This window comes from Sphingobacterium sp. Ag1 (assembly GCF_000988325.1).
Classification (GTDB): Bacteria; Bacteroidota; Bacteroidia; order Sphingobacteriales; family Sphingobacteriaceae; genus Sphingobacterium.
On the sequence record NZ_LBGU01000043.1, the window covers coordinates 56412 to 70169 of the forward strand.

The following is a 13758-nucleotide window of genomic DNA, read 5'->3' on the forward strand; positions in this document are numbered from 1 at the left end:
TTCCGTTTGGCCCCCCTGCTTCCTGACTAGCGTGGACCCTCAGCGGATGTGATTGCTGTATAGGGTTGGCTGAAACCTTTTTAATGTTCAGGTTGAATCCATTCGAAACAGCTTGCTTTCTGCTGTTTCGAATGGTTGAATTTGTATTTATTCTACTGGTTTTTTTTGTGTGGTGCTGTTACGTTCTAAAAGATAATAGAGCGGGGGAAGCACAAATAGGGTAAGAATGGTCGAAAATAGCAGACCGTAGACAATTACTGTTGCCAAAGGGCGCTGTACATCCGATCCGATCCCTGTTGCCAGCGAAGCCGGAAGCAAACCAAGTATGGCCACTGTGGCGGTCATCAAAACGGGACGAAAACGACTAAAAGCGCCTTGTGTTACAGCTTTATGTAGGGATAATCCATTTTTGCGTAATACATTCATCTGCGAAAGCATCAAGACACCGTTTTGTATGGCGACACCGAATAAGGCAATAAAACCGACTGCCGACGACACGTTGAGCGTCATGCCACGAACATGGAGCGCGAGCATGCCGCCAAAAAGTGCCAACGGTACGATGCCCATTAAAAGACCTGCCTGTCTAAATGAACCAAATGTGCCGTACAATAAGATAAATATAATGGCCAATGTCAATGGGACGATAATGGCAAGCCGGCTGTAAGCGCGCTGCTGATTTTCAAATTGTCCGCCCCATTTTAACCTGATTTTATGTGGGTCATAGGATATATTCTTGGCAATGGCCTGCTGTGCTTCAGTGAGGAATGTCCCTAGATCGCGACCGCGAACATTTAGACGAACTGTCAACTGTCGGTTGTTACGCTCGCGCGAAATCATACTTTCTCCCGTATTAAGTTTAATGGTTGCCACCTGAGCTAGCGGGATACGGTTTCCATTTTCGGGATACAGCATTAAGTTGCCAATTTTTTCGGGCGAATTCCTGTTTTCCTCCGGATATTGACAGGTAATATCATACACTTTGATGCCTTGATAGACCTGGGCTACGGCTTTTCCGCCGATAGCAATCTGGATTAGGTCGGTCACGTCAGCAATGTTCAGTCCATATTGTGCTATTTTATCGCGATCGGCGATAATTTGCAATTGGGGGAGTGGTGGCTCCTGATCAATGGCCAGATCGACAGCCCCCTTCACGTGTTGGAGCGTTGTGATAAGTTCCTCGGCGACCCTGCGGTTTTCTCTTAAATCATCACCGAATATTTTGACAACGAGCTCACTATGGGCGCCAGCGATTTTATCCATGACACCGTCGATCATGGGTTGGGAAAAAGCAACATTGAAGCCTGGCATTTTCGCATATTCTGCGGCAAGTTCATTGATCAGGTCTTCCTTGGTTTTGCCCCATTTCCATGTTTTATAAGGTTTTAATCCCACACTAACTTCGAAATGAGAGGGCGTCCAGGCGTCGGTACCATCGTCATTACGTCCCGCCTGAACCATGACATAGGAGATCTCTTCGTATTGAAGTGTGCGAGCACGTAGGGTATCACTCATTTCTTTGGACTTTTCAACCGTGATGCCTGGGGGCAGCGAAACCTGAAGCCAGATTGAACCTTCATCCAATGTGGGAAGAAAGTCCTTGCCAACGGAGGCGGTGAGCAAACCTGTGGCCAGTAATACGATGACCAATGGAATAAAAACTCTTTTGGGAGCCCGCATAACCTTTTCTATCGCGGATTGATAAGCAACAGTCAATTTTGCCAACCATTTGATGTGGACTATTTTTTGAGGTTTGCGATAGATCAAATAGGCCAACCCGGGTATAAGTACAAGAGCGACAGCCAAGGCACCGAAGAGGGCATAGCCTACGGTATAGGCCATCGGCGTAAAAAGTTTCTTCTCGACACGTTCAAATGCAAATAAAGGAAGGTAGGCTGTAATAATAATCAGAGTCGCAAAGAATATGGGTTTGGCAACTTCAGCAATTTTCTGTGCGACGGTTTTTTCCTGCAGGAGACCTTCCGGTTCATCCTCCCTTTTTTTAAGAATGGTTTCGAGTATAACGATGGCTCCGTCTACAATAATCCCAAAATCAATTGCCCCTAAGGAAAGCAAATTGGCGGGAATATGGGTGAAATGCATCAGAATAAAGGCAATCAGCAGGGACAATGGAATTGTGATGGCCACCAGGAGTGCGCCGCGCCAGCTGCCCAGAAAAATAATAAGGACAAAAATAACCAAGATCATACCTTCCAGGAGGGTTTTGGAAACAGTATGTAGTGTGTTGTCAACTAAGCTTGTTCTATCAAGCACAACATGTATTTTTACACCCTCAGGAAGAATGTTGTCATTTAGTTCGCGGACCGTTGCATTTACACCCGCCAAAACAGCAGAAGGATTCTCATTTTTTAATAGCAGGACAATCCCTTCGATGTTATCCGAGTAATTGACCCCACGTTTATCCGAGTATCCTAGGGCACCTTTACGCGCTAGATTTCCAAGTTTGATCTGACCGATGTCACGCATGTATATGCGATTTCCGTCGGTGGATTTTACGACGATGTTGCCCAAATCATCCAATGTCTTGACCAGACCGATGCCACGGATGACGTACGACTGATCCCCACGGTTCATCACACTGCCGCCGGCATTGGCATTATTGCTTTCGATCTTGGCGACAACTTCGGCAAGCGAAATTTCGTATTGATCAAGCTTTTTAGGATCCAGTTCCACCTGGAACTGTGTTGTAATTCCACCAAAATTGGTTACATCAGCAACGCCCGAAACTTGTTTAATTTTGGGAATAATGACAAAATTTTGGAGATCCGTCAACTGTCGTAAATCGTGGGTTTTACTTTCAAGAATATAACGGAAGATCTCACCTGTAGGTGAAGTCAGGGGGTCCAATCCAGGACTGGCACCATAGGGAAGGGCTAAATCAGCAAGACGCTCCTGTATGCGGGCTCTCGCCCAATAATCTTCAACACCATCTTTGAAGACAATCGTGACCATGGATAAGCCAAAAGTCGTTTTACTGCGCATCACTTCCATTCCGGGCAAACCATTGATGGCCTGCTCGATGGGGATGGTGATCTGTTGTTCCATTTCTTCGGCAGCCAAGCCCGGTACCTGGGTTACGATCTGTGACGATACATCAGCTATATCGGGATAGGCTTCAATCGAAAGTTGTCGCCAGGCATAATAACCGAAGAACCCGATCAATAGAAAGGATGCGGCGATTACCCATCTCTTTGCAATGATATGGCCAATGAATTGTTTAATATTCATGTGTTTCTATTTTAAAAGTTGAAAGCCTGAGCCCATTACAGGCTGGGTGTTAAATAAAAGGCACCTTCACCAACAATCTGTTCCTGCGGAAGCAGGCCGGTTAAAATCTGGATTGCATCACCTTCTGTTACCCCAGTGGTGACATAGCGCTTGACGAAGGTATTGGAGGATGTTTTGACCCAAACAAAACTCTTATCGTTAAATTGAAATACAGCTTTTGCCGGAATAAAAAGTGTTGAAGTCATACGCTGTTCGAATTCGGCATTGACATACATCCCTGGTTTTAATGTACGGTCGGTATTTTCGCATGCAATGAGGACTTCAATATTTCGGCTTGATTCGTCGACAAATTGATTGATATGAATAATTTTCCCCTGTATTTTTTTATCGGGGATAGCATCTGTACGAATGTCAACATGCGCAAGTTGATTGATGGCCGGCAGGTCTTTTTCTTTGATGTAGGCCGATACCCAGACCTTTGACAATTCAGCAATGCGGAGCAATGCTGAAGCGTCTTCTTTCGTGTATTGACCAAGGACAATTGAACTACTTAAAATTTCCCCTTGAATAGGTGAACGGACGAGGAGGGGCTGGCCGAGAACAATATTGGTCAGGTTGCTGTCGAATATTTTTAATGCAGCCCTGGCATTTCCAAGGGCAGCGTCGCTCATTGCAAAATTTGTTTCCGCTTCTTCGAGTTCTTTTTTGGTGCCAACACCATGCGTGATTAAATCTTTTTGGCGCTTTAACATATGTTCAGCAAGCATATAGGCTTGTTTGGCATCGAGATAGGCCCTTTGCGCCTCAAAATAGTCGGATGAACTAATTGAAAATAAAGGCGTGTTGATGGCTACTTTTTGACCAAGAGTCGTATGCGACTTGATTATCCGTCCAGCAAAAGGTACGGGAATCTCCACATAGCTGCTGGGAATAATCTTCACTGTAGCAGCTGCATTTAGTTTCAGCGCATGTTGTGCATTGGTCGTCGTAACAAATTTGAGCTTCGATAACAGGGACGTATTTTCACTGACGGTCACGGTGTCTCCAGCTGCGCTGATGGTCGGCGATTGGCTGGGACCTTCGGAAGACTGGCTGTTGCACGCATGCAGCAACAGCAGAACAGGGATCCAATTCATGTATTTCAAGGATTGGATCGAATAGTTGATTGTACGGTTAATCATACCGCAAAACTATCCACCTGCTCCCGATATGCCGGTTAGAGAGGCTTTAGAAAAAAATTAGAATTTTATTAGAATAGGGAGCGATGTGGGATATCAATGCTAAAAACACTTCCAATACCTTTTGTCGACCGGACACCGATCTCGCCTTGGTGAAGAAGGACAATTTTTCGGGTGAGTGAAAGACCAATACCATTTCCTTCGCTATAGTCTTTGTTGTTGCCGCGATAAAAAGGCGTAAATATTTGGGGAAGATCGACCGGGTCAATGCCTATTCCGTCATCTTTAAATTCGAGGTGAATCCTACTTTCATCCGATTTGATGGCGATTAGACATTTTTGATTGGACGAAAATTTACAGGCGTTTTCAATGAGGTTGACAAAGGCGACCTGCAATAGATATTCATTTGCATTGATGGATAGGAGTTTTTCATCTTCAATCGCTGGATCGACGAAAACGTCAAGTTTATAATGTGGATTTAACTGAAGAACCTGTTGGCATGCATCAATTAGTATTTCGTCAATGCGTAAGGTCTTAAACGCTATTTCGGAACTGTCGTAACTTGCTTTGGCAAAATCAAGCAAACTATTAAATAGTTTCTTAAGCTTCTGGGCATCATTTAGTGTATTTTCGATGACTGTTTTATACTCCACTATACTACGGTCCTTATTGGCAGAAATCTCGAGCTCTGCAATCATTGCGGCCAATGGGGTTCTGAGTTCATGTGAGATATTGGAAACAAAATGCTTTTGGGCATCAAAGGAGTTCTCGAGGCGGTCGAGCATCGCATTGAATGTACTGGCCAACTCGGCAAGCTCGTCTTTATTTCCGCTACTCGTAAGCCGGGCATCTAAGCTTGTCGCAGAAATGGTTTTTACGCGTTGTGTCATTTCCAGGATAGGTTGAAAGACCTTTTTGGAAAAGAATATTCCTGCTGCATAGATCAGAAATATAGCCAAGATGAAAACCAGAAGAATAGTCGACAACAGACTGTTTAGTTTATTGTAACCATATTGGTCATAGGCAGCTGCAGTAATGAGGTAAGTTTTGTTTTTATACGGAAAGGTCATGCCAATGACTTGCCATTTATCCTGATAGAATTTTATTTCCTTATTTTTTAGAATATTCTGCAGCATGGCTGGTGTCTCTTTGACAAAATCAATATCTACGGCATCATGATATAAGAGGTCAAAACGGGTGTCGTAAATTGCAACCTCGACTTCGTTGAGAATTTTGCGGTTGTTGTGGTAGATATCTTCTAAGGTCTTTTTGTCAACTTTTGCATTCAAAAAAAGGTTTGCTTTGGTGTAAGCTTCTTTTTTTAAAAGAGCGTAAAATTCTTTTTCCCGATTCTCCACCGCTGAGAAATAGATTGTGCTGGCGAATATCAGCAATATTGTCGCTGTAATCAGCGTGTATAATATAGAGATTCGGGTTCTGATTCGCATTAGTCTTGTTTTAACATAAAGCCCATTCCAGATTTGGTATGGATATATTTTGTCGCAAAATCTTTGTCGATTTTTTTACGTAGATAGTTGATGTAGACATCAATGAAATTCGTCCCGGTATCAAAATGAGTTTCCCACACTTTTTCTGCAATTTCTGTTCTCGAAAGCACGCGTTCGGGATGTTGTAATAAATAATGGAGTAATTTGAACTCCTTGGGTGTCAAATGGATTTCGGTATTATTCCTTTTGACATTTTTGGTATGGAGGTTCATTTCCAGATCACCATAACGCAAGATTGTTCCCGTGAGGGTATCTTGTTTTTGATATCTTTTGAGCAGGACCCTGATGCGGGCGAGCAGTTCGCGCATTTCAAAAGGCTTGACCAGATAGTCATCCGCTCCGGCGTCAAAACCCTCAATTTTATCATCTGTAGTTCCTAATGCCGTTAACATGATAATGGGAACATCGGGTTTGATATGACGAATTTCCTTGCAGAGATCCAATCCATCCATCTTAGGGAGCACGATATCGGTTATGATAAGATCAAAGTCGTGTTGTAGGGCCATTTTCTTCCCAGATATGCCGTCGTAGGCAATAGCTGTCTGAAATTCATTTTCATCAAGTCCGCGTTTGATCAATCCTGCGACACGTAGGTCATCTTCGACTAGGAGAATGTTCATATAAAGAAAAATGTTAAGGGCTTCGACGCATCGAAGTTTACCTGTTACACCAAATCATGGGCTATCCATGCATCGTTCAAACAAAAGTATCAAACTAAACTAAATTTACACGGATATGCAAATAAAAGTTTCTGGATTTCATCAAGCAGCACATACGGATAAGCTGAAAACCAAATGGTTTGCGCAAGTGCTTGCTTGGTAGGACAGGGCTATTCGAGATGAAAAATATGTTTGGTGATTTCTGACTGCATACGCTTTGAAAAATTGGGACGCTTAAAATTGTTTGGCATAACTTAAACCAAATTGCTTGTGCTGATAGAAGGGCATTAGCGTAGCAGAAGTTGTTTTGTTGTCGTTGAATAACAGATGATTGATCCGGGGATGTACCCAATAGGCTAGTTCTGTTGCCAGAATGCCAAATCCAGCTCCAGCAACAATATCTCCGACCCAATGTTTATTATTGATGGCGCGGTAGGTACCTGTAAAAATCGCAAATGGATAGCCCGAAATGCTTAACCAAAAGTTGCTGTCATGATATTCATGAAACATAAATTGTGCAGAAGAGAAGGCTGTAGCGGTGTGTCCTGAGGGAAAGGAAAGGTTATTGGAGCTATCTGGACGGACTTCTTTGACGATATGTTTCAATGGAAGAACCATGGCTCCTGAGATCAACTGTGATGTTAAATAAATGACCGTTCTGTCCTTAAAATTGTGTTTGCCCTGCACCCCCAACGCATTTAGTCCATATACCATAACTGCAGGAACATATTGACTGTAGTTGTCGAGGTTGCTGTGTTTTAACTGATGTTCGCTGATCTCGTCCTTGGTCGATAAATTAAGATTTTTTAAACCATTGATGCTTAAACTCGCGACCCCGAAGCCGATAAAGGCTGTTGGTACGATAAAGCTCGTTAAATGTGGTCTGTAAGGCGTTTCATCAATTGATGTTTGGAAGAAACGGTTTAAATTCATTTTTTTTCCTGGATGATTGATTACTGAAGACAGTCCTGTGCTGTCCGGCGTCAGTAATGTGCTGCTGCTCGCCATGCCATCGGTTGTCCCTATTGTGGCGATGTTCGATTTAAAGATAGTAGGATTATGCTCAGATTGAATGCTATTTGTCGGTGCTTCCCTTGATATTGTAGTCTGACTTTTGGCGATGGTGGCATCCAAAAGAAATAATACACTTATAAATAGCTGAAATGCATATAAGTGTGTTTTCTGGTTTTGCTTCATGTGGATCATAAAGCAAAACTGTTATCCAAATTAGAATACTTTTGGAATTTTAAAAATGAATGGAAAAAATATGCTGATTATTTTCAAAATGATAATCTACAGTCCAGCCCTGATACCTGGCGATTTCAGTTATAATTGCCAGCCCTAAACCACTGCCTTGGCTGTTTTTTGAAAGCTTGGAAAATCTCTTAAAGAGAAGTTTTTTATCTAAGGCTGTTGAACCGGGGTTATGTACCCTTAAAGCTGCTTGAGTCAGGTTTATCGCAATGGTGTCGTTGGCATCACTATAACGTATGGCGTTTAGGAGTAGGTTGTTGATCAGGATTTCGGTCAGGCTACTATTTCCTGTAAGCAGGACCGAAGGCTGTATATCTTGTAGCAGCAGTAGGTTTTTTAGCTCAAAGTGCTCTTGCATGACTTCAATACACTGTGAAACCAGCCTGTGCATAGGAATACTTTCTGAGTGATCGAATTGACTATTATCTATCTTGGCAAGCAGCAGCAGATTGCGGTTGATTCGGCTACTGCGCGAAAGCGCTTTATGCATATCTTCAAAAAGTTGGTACTGCTCATTGCTTAGATCCGGAGATTGCAATAAGATATCTAACTTATTTTTTAAGATGGCCAACGGTGTTTGCAATTCATGTGAAGCGTTTTCGGTGAATTCCTTTTGTGATCGGTATACGGCCAGGTTTTGTTCAAGAAGCTTGGACAGGGATTGGTTGAGTTCGTGGAATTCTATCGTATCCGTTTGCTGAAAGCTAATCTGTTGTTGACTATTGAGATTAAAGGCCTTTAACTTGTTTACCGTATCGCGAAATGGTTTCCAGAGGCGAAGTGATATTCTTCGGGAAAGAATAAGTAATCCAATGACTAAGATAACAAAGAAAAATAGGGTCGTCGCCGCGATAGCGGCGATAGTCTCTACAGATTCTTCAATATTTGTTTGTACAGTAAAGCGATAGGATACACCGTTGATCTGAATAACAGAAGACAGGCATCTAAATCGGTCAATTGTCTTTGGTTCGACAAAACGCTGTGGTTTTTCAATGGTATAAACACTATCTTGTAATAAATCACCCGGCCTCACTTTCTGTATGTTCGTTTCAGGTTGTATGCTATTCCATAAAGCAATGCTGGCTTGGAGCCTATCTTCAGACAGCTGTAATCTGTTGAGTTCGTAAGCTGTTTTTTTGACAATAATTTCGTTATGTTCGTCCAGCTCACTTTTCCATATACCGTCGATCACAAAATAATAAACGGGAATACTGACACCAAGTACGATCAATACATAGAGTAGAAAGGGGGTCGTTATTTTGCGGAGTAGGGGTTTCATCTTTTTGATTTAATTTTCCCACTTGTAACCCGTACCGTATACTGTCTTAATATAGGGTTGGCTTCCGGCGTCCTGCAATTTCTTCTTTAGATTTTTGACATGGGCATACACAAAGTCATGGTTGTCGAGCATATCAGCAATGTCGCCAGACAGGTGTTCGGCCAAGGTGCTTTTGGAAATCACTTTATTTTTGTTGCCGATAAAAAACATGAGTAGATCGAATTCTTTTTTCGTCAGTACAATGGGCAGCTCATTGACGATCACCGTTTTTGCGAGGAGATCAATCTGTATTTCATTTTGCACAACAATATTTGCGCTGTTGAATTGTTTGCGACGTATCAGCGAATAGATTCGTGCTGTAAGTTCAGATAAGTGAAAAGGCTTGGTTAGATAATCGTCGGCTCCCAATTGTAGTCCGTGTATTTTGTCGTCCAAGGCATTTTTTGCAGAAATGATGATCACACCATCTTGCTTTCGCTGCGCCTTTAATTCTTCCAGCAATTTTAAACCATTTCCATCTGGTAGACCGATGTCCAGTAAGATACAATCGTACTGGTATAGCTGAATTTTGTCCAGAGCATCCTGCAAAGTTGGCGCAAATTCGCATAAATAGTGTTGTTCACTAAGATATGTTGCGATGCTTTTGGCCAGCTCCAATTCGTCTTCTATGATCAAAATCTTCATATCGTAAAGATAGAATTTCAATTTAGTAGAAATTTAGAATTTATTTCGCAATGATCTATCAATTTTGATCATTTTTATTTCTTGCCATACGACAAGTGTAAGCTCTTTTAAAACGTGTAATTTTATTCTAAATCAGATGTTTAATATAAAAATCAAAACGAAATGGATACACCGAAATCATTAAAATTGGAAATCATCATTCCTGCTTATCGAATGCACAGTCAAATTTTTTTGAATGCGTTGGATGGCATTTCGGAAGAGGATGCATTAAAACGAATTGATGGCCAGACCAACCATATCGTATGGATGGCGGGTAATTTTGTGAATGTGCGCTATGCCATGGCGCATGTGCTTGGCCTTCAGGAAAACGATCCATACCATGATCTGTTTTTTATGGGAAAGACACTCGATGAAAGTTATCACTATCCCAGTGTGCAGGAATTAAAAGAAAATTTTAAAGCGATATCACCAAAGGTCTATGCTGCGTTGCTTCAAGTGGATGATGCGAAGCTGGCTGAAATCTTTACGATCAATATGAATATTCCTTTTATTGAGGAGAATAAATTGAATTTTATTGGCATGTGTGTCGGGAGGGAAGATTATCTTGCCGGACAGATTGCCTTGATGCGAAGATTACTGCACTATCCGGGTATGAAATATGACGTTGACGAAGAGATCAAGTATTAAAAATTAAACTCAAGATCGATCTCAATTGATGCGATCGATCTTGAGTTTGCTATGCATTAACACCATCGTATAGCTTGTATGAGCTGAAAGGTTAATGCGGTAAGCATGCCCGAAGATAAGAACTATTCACTACCTTTTATCGTTAAGATAACACCCGAATATGTATCGTGGTCTTTACCGATATAGAGCAGATCGACTTTTTTTGTCGCAGCGTCCTGAAGCTGTTTTTTCAATAGATTAAAATCCATTTTTTCAGTTTTTTCCTGCCACTCGTCGGTCGATTGAGGCTTGAATGAAGCGATATTCTTCATGTCAAAGAGTGCAGAGGAGGTATCGAGCTGCTTTGACCGATGTATAAAAACCGTATCCCCTATTATTTTATCGATCTTGATCCAACGCGCTGGAAGTCCGTCGATGCTGTTGCCTTCCTGATCGGTAAAAAATGTTGCACCATAAAGCTGGCCGGCTTTTAATTGCTTCAACTGATCAATCATTTGGCCGACCTCTTTTTCCCGCTGTTGATTTCCCAATTTATTTTTGACGCCATAGATGACTGCCCAGATTAGAATTGCCGCAGCGACAATTAGGAATCCCTTCCATAACTGGAAATAGGGGATGCTATACTGACTTTTGAACGATTTGATCTCCGCTTTTAATTCATCTGAATAATTGCGCGCGTGAATCAATTTACCCTGCTCGTCATACAGTCGAGAAAGTTTGACAAATCCACCACCGAAAGGTAAGCCAATAAACCGCCGGGCTGGGGTAATAATCTTTAAGGTGAAGGTTCTTGGCGCGTTTTCTTTTTTTAATGTTGTTGTAACACTTTTTTCTGCTAATACAAAGTCGTAGATACTGTAAATAAAAAACATAGTCTGTTGTGATTTTAATAAAAAACTGGCGGAAGGATCCTGGGCCAATTGGACTTCATGAGAAATGAAGCTTGAAAGCAAAAATAAAAGAAATAAATAAAAATGTACAAAAAAGAGCCAAGCATTGCTGTAAAATAGCGATTTTTGAAGATCAGCGAGCTGGACTTCACATTGACGGATGTACCTTTTTCGAGCTGCTAACAATATAAACCGAAATGTGCCTTAAAAAATATGAGGAACTTAAAATTGAGCTTTATTTTGATCTGTGTAACAAGTATGGTTATGGGACAAAAAATTGATAAGTCAAAATTGGATAACAGCATTGCAGGCTATTACAACGAACAGACTGCGCCGGGCGTCGCTTGTGCCATTAGTCAACATGGTGCTATCGTCTATCGCTATGCCATTGGGCAGGCTGATTTGACCGAAAAACGTGCGATTACAGCCAGTTCGCATTTTCGTTTGGCCTCTGTGAGCAAGCAAATAACTGCGCAGGCGATCTATGCTTTAGTGCTTCAAAAGCGTTTAAAACTGGAGGATCAATTGTCCCTTTTTTTTGAAGATCTCCCCATTGCGTTGAAAGATATTACGGTTGCCCAACTTCTGCAACATACATCGGGTATTTGGGATTATGAGGAATTGATACCAAAAGAAAGGAAAGACCAAGTGTCGGATAAAGATGTGCTGAAGTATGTCAGGCAGACTGATCGTTTGTATTTTCCTTCGGGAAGTCAATTTCGCTATAGCAATACGGGATATTGTCTATTGTCTCTAATTGTTGAACGGGTGGCTAAACAGTCCTTTGCATCCTTTGTCAAAGGCCAATTGTTTGAACCCGTAGGCATTATCAAGGGAATGGTTTATACACCCGGTGATACAGTGGAAGAGCGAGCATATGGTTATCATCCAGGGAAAAATTCCTATCTGTTTGCCGATCAGAGTGTGACCAGTGCGACACAGGGTGATGGTGGTGTTTACTTATCTGCCGATGAGTATCATGCATGGGCGAATTTTTTAATAAAAGACAGGTTACAACAGCCGGAACTGAAACAATTGTTAGCCCAAAACGCGATGCCGGTAAAGGATGGAATATCCTATCATTTGGGATGGTTTATACAGCATCTTGGCGATCATACAATCTTGTTTCATTCGGGTGAATCTACCGGATTTCACAATATGGTCTATATTGACGTTCAGAAAGATCTGGTGATTTCGTTTTTTAGTAACCGCGATGATTTTATGATCGGTGAAGCCTTCGACGCCATTCTTAAAACAATGGGCATCAATAAACCGGTATTGAATGAACAGCATCGCTCAACTTTTGCATGGCTGAATGCTGTTTATGCCAATTAGCAGAGGAGTCCATGTCCCATCCGTTAATCGCAGGCACTATAACGGACGTTAGAACCAACAAATCGCCCCAGATGTATGTTGGGACGATTTGTTGCTTATAGCCGACTTACTTTAAGAAGTCAGGCGATTGATAAGTGGGGTTGGGGTAGGTATAGAACCCCTCTCCAGTAGCGACGCCTAATTTGTTTTTGTCTATAAAATGTTCTTTTAGATAGGCCACTGTTTTAATCTTTACAGGGTCATTTGTTGCCTCAGCACTCATTTTGTTGATATTATACGCTGTCGTGATTCCTACAATATCGAGTATCCCAAAGGGGCCAGTTGGAGCTCCGGTGGCAACCATCCAGGTTTTGTCGATTGTCTCTGCATCAGCTACTTCGTTGACCAAAAGATCCGTTGCTGCGGAAAGTAAGGGAACAAGCAAGGAGTTTACAATATAACCAGGCTGTTCTTTATGCAGCGGGAGTGCAACCATGCCAATCGATTTTGCAAAATTTACAACCTGTTCAAATACCGCTTTGTCTGTCCCTGGATGGCCCATAATTTCGGCCGTATTGTGCTTCCAGATTTCGTTGGCAAAGTGCAATGCCAGGAACTTCTCGGGACGACCGGTCTCTTGGGCAAATTGACTTGGTAGTAGGGTTGAGGAGTTTGTGGCGAAAATGGTTTTCTCCGGTGCGACTTTGGCCAGCTCTTGGTAGAAGCCAATTTTAATAGCGGGGTTTTCGGGAACGGCTTCGATCAGAAGGTCTGCTTTTGCTACAGCCGATGCAAGATCTGAACTATAGCTGAGTCTATCGAAAGTCGCAGCCAGTTGTTCTTTACTCGCCTGTAGATCTTTCTCGAATGCCTGCGCTAAAATATCAAATTTTGCGGCAGCTTTTTTTAATACATCGTCGCTGATGTCATACACGGTAACATGATAGCCATGAAAGGCTGTTTGGAAAGCGATTTGATAACCTAAAACGCCACTTCCAGCTATCGTTATATTTTTAAAGTCCATGATGTTATTGTTTTTTTAATTCGTAAAAACCTGCA

At 42.0% G+C, this 13758-nt stretch carries 11 protein-coding genes; 2 read left to right on the plus strand and 9 right to left on the minus strand.

Annotation, left to right across the window (positions count from 1 at the left end):
- Positions 1–147 precede the first annotated feature (147 nt).
- From AAW12_RS17820 to AAW12_RS17850, 7 genes are all read right to left on the minus strand, one after another.
- A complete protein-coding gene (locus tag AAW12_RS17820) occupies positions 148–3246 on the minus strand; it encodes an efflux RND transporter permease subunit (protein ID WP_046675021.1) in 3099 nt (1032 codons plus the stop codon).
- 35 nt (positions 3247–3281) lie between these two features.
- The gene (locus AAW12_RS17825) at positions 3282–4427 is read right to left on the minus strand and encodes an efflux RND transporter periplasmic adaptor subunit (protein ID WP_046675022.1); all 1146 of its coding nucleotides are present in this window, start codon (positions 4425–4427) and stop codon (positions 3282–3284) included.
- Positions 4428–4495: 68 nt separating this feature from the next.
- Positions 4496–5872: a sensor histidine kinase gene (locus tag AAW12_RS17830; protein ID WP_046675023.1), complete on the minus strand. Its 1377-nt coding sequence runs from the start codon at positions 5870–5872 to the stop codon at positions 4496–4498.
- Positions 5872–6552, minus strand: coding sequence for a response regulator transcription factor (locus AAW12_RS17835; RefSeq protein WP_046675024.1), 681 nt, complete (start codon positions 6550–6552; stop codon positions 5872–5874). Before AAW12_RS17835 ends, AAW12_RS17830 begins: the two co-directional genes overlap by 1 nt.
- A gap of 273 nt (positions 6553–6825) precedes the next feature.
- A complete protein-coding gene (locus AAW12_RS17840) occupies positions 6826–7788 on the minus strand; it encodes a phosphatase PAP2 family protein (RefSeq protein WP_053003790.1) in 963 nt (320 codons plus the stop codon).
- A gap of 49 nt (positions 7789–7837) precedes the next feature.
- Positions 7838–9124, minus strand: a complete 1287-nt coding sequence (locus tag AAW12_RS17845; RefSeq protein ID WP_046675025.1) for a sensor histidine kinase — start codon at positions 9122–9124, stop codon at positions 7838–7840.
- 9 nt (positions 9125–9133) lie between these two features.
- Positions 9134–9808, minus strand: coding sequence for a response regulator transcription factor (locus AAW12_RS17850; RefSeq protein WP_046675026.1), 675 nt, complete (start codon positions 9806–9808; stop codon positions 9134–9136).
- A gap of 162 nt (positions 9809–9970) precedes the next feature.
- On the opposite strand from AAW12_RS17850, the gene AAW12_RS17855 reads away from it, so the two are divergent.
- Positions 9971–10495: a DinB family protein gene (locus AAW12_RS17855; protein ID WP_046675027.1), complete on the plus strand. Its 525-nt coding sequence runs from the start codon at positions 9971–9973 to the stop codon at positions 10493–10495.
- A 122-nt stretch (positions 10496–10617) separates the two neighbouring features.
- Here AAW12_RS17855 and AAW12_RS17860 read toward each other — a convergent pair whose 3' ends face one another.
- Positions 10618–11367 carry a hypothetical protein gene (locus AAW12_RS17860; RefSeq protein WP_156167690.1) on the minus strand — a complete coding sequence of 250 codons (750 nt, stop codon included), beginning with the start codon at positions 11365–11367 and terminating at the stop codon, positions 10618–10620.
- A 231-nt stretch (positions 11368–11598) separates the two neighbouring features.
- Between AAW12_RS17860 and AAW12_RS17865 the strand changes: the two genes are divergently transcribed.
- Positions 11599–12720 (plus strand): serine hydrolase domain-containing protein, encoded by a 1122-nt coding sequence (locus tag AAW12_RS17865; RefSeq protein ID WP_084823227.1) that lies wholly within the window; start codon positions 11599–11601, stop codon positions 12718–12720.
- Between the two features lie 106 nt (positions 12721–12826).
- Here the strand turns inward: AAW12_RS17865 and AAW12_RS17870 are convergent, their stop codons facing one another.
- Complete coding sequence (locus AAW12_RS17870; RefSeq protein WP_046675029.1) at positions 12827–13723, minus strand: 3-hydroxyacyl-CoA dehydrogenase; 897 nt, start codon at positions 13721–13723, stop codon at positions 12827–12829.
- Positions 13724–13758 lie beyond the last annotated feature (35 nt).

Coding starts and splice junctions, on each gene's coding strand:
- AAW12_RS17865 (WP_084823227.1), top strand. CDS start 11,599: ATGAGGAACTTAAAATTGAGCTTTATTTTGATCTGTGTAACAAGTATG.
- AAW12_RS17850 (WP_046675026.1), bottom strand. CDS start 9,808: ATGAAGATTTTGATCATAGAAGACGAATTGGAGCTGGCCAAAAGCATC.
- AAW12_RS17870 (WP_046675029.1), bottom strand. CDS start 13,723: ATGGACTTTAAAAATATAACGATAGCTGGAAGTGGCGTTTTAGGTTAT.
- AAW12_RS17840 (WP_053003790.1), bottom strand. CDS start 7,788: ATGAAGCAAAACCAGAAAACACACTTATATGCATTTCAGCTATTTATA.
- AAW12_RS17845 (WP_046675025.1), bottom strand. CDS start 9,124: ATGAAACCCCTACTCCGCAAAATAACGACCCCCTTTCTACTCTATGTA.
- AAW12_RS17835 (WP_046675024.1), bottom strand. CDS start 6,552: ATGAACATTCTCCTAGTCGAAGATGACCTACGTGTCGCAGGATTGATC.
- AAW12_RS17855 (WP_046675027.1), top strand. CDS start 9,971: ATGGATACACCGAAATCATTAAAATTGGAAATCATCATTCCTGCTTAT.
- AAW12_RS17830 (WP_046675023.1), bottom strand. CDS start 5,872: ATGCGAATCAGAACCCGAATCTCTATATTATACACGCTGATTACAGCG.
- AAW12_RS17820 (WP_046675021.1), bottom strand. CDS start 3,246: ATGAATATTAAACAATTCATTGGCCATATCATTGCAAAGAGATGGGTA.
- AAW12_RS17860 (WP_156167690.1), bottom strand. CDS start 11,367: ATGTTTTTTATTTACAGTATCTACGACTTTGTATTAGCAGAAAAAAGT.
- AAW12_RS17825 (WP_046675022.1), bottom strand. CDS start 4,427: ATGATTAACCGTACAATCAACTATTCGATCCAATCCTTGAAATACATG.